The sequence below is a fragment of the Thermogutta sp. genome (assembly GCF_014359955.1).
Lineage (GTDB): Bacteria > Planctomycetota > Planctomycetia > Pirellulales > Thermoguttaceae > Thermogutta.
On the sequence record NZ_JACIYL010000473.1, the window covers coordinates 1 to 3,460 of the forward strand.

The following is a 3,460-nucleotide window of genomic DNA, read 5'->3' on the forward strand; positions in this document are numbered from 1 at the left end:
ATCTCTTCCCGACGCTGTTTGAGGTCTGCCATCGAGGAAGCCTCCATTCCCGCAATGCGAGAGGGGTTCCCTCAAGACGGACCACCAGGTATCGCCTGAAAACGCTCTAGACCTTGTTACAACGATCCTCTAAAAATCTGAGACGGAAAAATTGCTTCTTCGATGTTCGGTTCTGTCTCATAAATCGGCCCATATCTCCGAAAACTTTACCCAGCCCACCCCGTTGCCAGTTTTTCCGATGGCATGTCATTGCCCGGGCCACTCTTAGGAAAAGACGGAGCGGCTGCCGCGCGTTTATAATGCACTGAAGCGACCGAAAAATGGCCGACTCCCCCGCGAGGAATCGTCGGGAACAGCAGTCTGGTGCGAGCGAATACCGTGGCGGGGTTTACCGTGACCTTCAGCCCGGGTTGCACCCAATCAGGGAGACATTCCATGAAAGTTGTGCATTTTGAAGAAATTCCGCTCCAGGATGTGACGATGGAGGGTGCTCAGGGGTGTAAGATGCGCTATCTCATTGGAGAGCCTGATGGCGCGCCCAATTTCACGATGCGGCAGTTTGAGGTGGCCCCCGGCGGACACACCCCGCATCATCAGCATCATTACGAGCACGAGGTGTTTGTGCTCTCAGGGCACGGGATCGTCATTCAAAATGGCCGAGAATTCCCGATCGGGCCGGGATCGGTCGTCTTCGTCCCCGGAGGCGTCCCCCATCAGTTCCGCAATACCGGTCATGAACCTTTGCGATTTCTGTGTCTCATCCCCAACGCCATGCGGGGTGGGGCGGTTTCATGTGTGGTGGCCTGCGGGTGCGATTGAGTATTTCGCACGGCGTGCGGCGCAGGGCAGCATGCTGTGTTCCAGACAAAGGTTGCGCCGCACGGTGACGCCGCTTTTATCCGTCGCCGCTCTCTGCTACAGTGTCTCTTGCGCCTGACCGTGGTGTGACGGTTATTATCTCTGTTTTGATGTGATCGGTTTTATCCACGTCTGTCGCTGTCGCCTGGCAGGCAACAACCGCCAGCAGGGAAAGGGTGCGCTATGAGCGAGAATGTGGCGGAAGAAATCCAGCGTCTGCGGGAACTGATCCGCTACCACGATTACAAGTATTACGTGGAGGCGTCGCCTGAAATCTCGGACCTGGAATACGATCGCCTCATGCACCGGCTCCGGGAACTCGAGGAAGCGCACCCGGAACTGATCACCCCGGACAGTCCCACGCAGCGTGTCGGGGAGCAGCCGATTGACACGCTCCAGCAGGTCCCGCACCGGGTACCCATGCTGTCGATCGAGAACACCTACAGTGCCCAGGAGGTGCGGAATTTCGCGCAGCGGGTCCAGAAGCTCCTCAATGGTGAGCCGGTGGAATGGGTGGTGGAGCCGAAAATCGATGGGGTGGCGGTGGCCATCCACTACGAAAACGGGCAACTTGTGCGGGGGGTGACGCGGGGCGACGGTTTCGTGGGAGACGATGTGACCCACAACATCCGCACCGTCCGCGGGGTTCCGCTGCGGCTGCTGGGAAAAGGACATCCCCCCGTCGTGGAGATCCGCGGCGAGGTGTACATGACCAACTCCGACCTCGTCAAACTCAACGAGGAACAGAAAAAACGCGGCGAGCCTCTCTTCGCCAACCCACGCAACGCCACCGCGGGAAGCATCCGGCTTCTCGATCCCCGAATCTGCGCTCAGCGGCGGCTCCGGTTCATCTGTCATGGGCTGGGGTATTCCGAGGGATTTGATGTGAAGACACACATGGAGTTTCTGGAAAAGGTCAAGGGTTGGGGAATTCCCATCCCGCCGGGAGTCGCCTGCTTTGATGACATCGACAAGGCCATCGCGTACTGCGAAGAGCAGATCGAGCACCTTCACGAGCTGGACTTTGAAATCGACGGCCTCGTCCTCAAGGTGAACCGCTTCGATCAACGGGAGCGGCTGGGGGCCACAGCGAAAAGCCCGCGGTGGGTCATGGCCTACAAGTTCGAAAAGTACGAGGCGAAAACGCGGGTGCTGCAAATCCGCGTGCAGGTGGGCAAAACGGGAGTCGTCACGCCGGTGGCCGACCTCGAGCCGGTACTTCTGGCGGGGACGGTCGTGGCCCACGCCAGCCTCCATAATGCCGACGAAATCGAGCGAAAAGATGTCCGCGTCGGTGATGTGGTGGTGGTGGAAAAGGCAGGCAAAATCATCCCCCACATCGTGCGGGTGGAAAAGCATGAACGCACACGTCCCCTGCCCAAATTCAAATTCCCCACGCATTGTCCCGAGTGCAACACGCCGTTGGTGCGGGATGAAGGCGGCGTCTATATTCGCTGTCCCAACCATGAATGCCCGGCACAAATCAAAGAACGCCTGCGGTATTATGCCAGCCGCGATGCCATGGATATCGAAGGGCTGGGGGAAAAACTGATCGATCAGCTTGTGGAAAAGGGGCTCGTCCGCAGCTATGCCGATCTTTATCGGCTGACCAAGGATCAACTGGTGAAACTGGAACGCATGGGCGAAAAGTCTGCCACGAAATTGCTCAAGAATATCGAAGAGAGCAAGAACCGTGGACTGGCGCGCCTGCTGGCCGCCCTGGCCATCCGACATGTCGGAACGAAGGTGGCAGCCATTCTGGCGCGGCACTTCCGCAGCATGGACCGGCTCCGGAAGGCGAGCGTCGAAGAGCTTTCCCAGATTAACGAAATCGGCCCCATCATCGCGCAGAGTGTCTATGATTTTCTGCACAGCGAGCGCGGCCAGCACATCATTGAGGAACTCCGCCGTTGCGGCGTCAAAATGACCGAGGACGTGCCGGAGGAATCCGCTCCCAAGCCATTTGCAGGCAAGACCATCGTGGTGACGGGGACGCTCAAAAACTACACCCGGCAGGAAATCGAAGAACTCATCGAACGGCTGGGTGGCCATGCGGCCTCCAGTGTCTCCCGGAATACAGACTTTGTTCTTGTGGGCGAGAATCCCGGCAGCAAGCTCGACAAGGCCCGGGCCCTCGGTGTTCCCACGATCAGCGAAGAGGAATTCGAGGCCATGATCGGCAAGCGAAAGGGATGACGGGCAGCCCGAGTCCGGCGTATGCCTCATTCATTGCCGCTCTTTCTCCGCCACTGTGGACGCAGACCACCGCACAGGTCCGCGCGGGGCCGAGATTCAGCCCGCAGGACCTACGTGTCACGTCCGTTTTTTCGGAGGGACCTTTTCCGGAGGGACGTGCTTGTCGGGTCCACGTTCTGGTGATTAAACGGTAGGGGCAATTCATGAATTGCCCCTACAACGTGGGAGGGACCTGTTTGTCGGGTCCGCCCCGCTCGTTGGGTCCGCTGAATACCGATGGCTCACGCGTCCCTCATCGGCGGGCACGACAAGCGTGCCCCTCCGAGACATCCTTCGGAGGGACCTGCTTGTCAGGTCCGTCGATTGACGTTGGATCATTCATTCTCTTGCGTCGGGCACGACAAGC

General features: G+C 58.8%; 2 protein-coding genes. Both read left to right on the forward strand.

The features are described 5' to 3' along the window. Window positions 1-435 precede the first annotated feature (435 nt). Window positions 436-819: a cupin domain-containing protein gene (locus tag H5U08_RS13180; protein ID WP_297033868.1), complete on the forward strand. Its 384-nt coding sequence runs from the start codon at window positions 436-438 to the stop codon at window positions 817-819. A 222-nt stretch (window positions 820-1,041) separates the two neighbouring features. Then, window positions 1,042-3,054, forward strand: coding sequence for an NAD-dependent DNA ligase LigA (ligA, locus tag H5U08_RS13185; RefSeq protein WP_297033871.1), 2,013 nt, complete (start codon window positions 1,042-1,044; stop codon window positions 3,052-3,054). Window positions 3,055-3,460 lie beyond the last annotated feature (406 nt).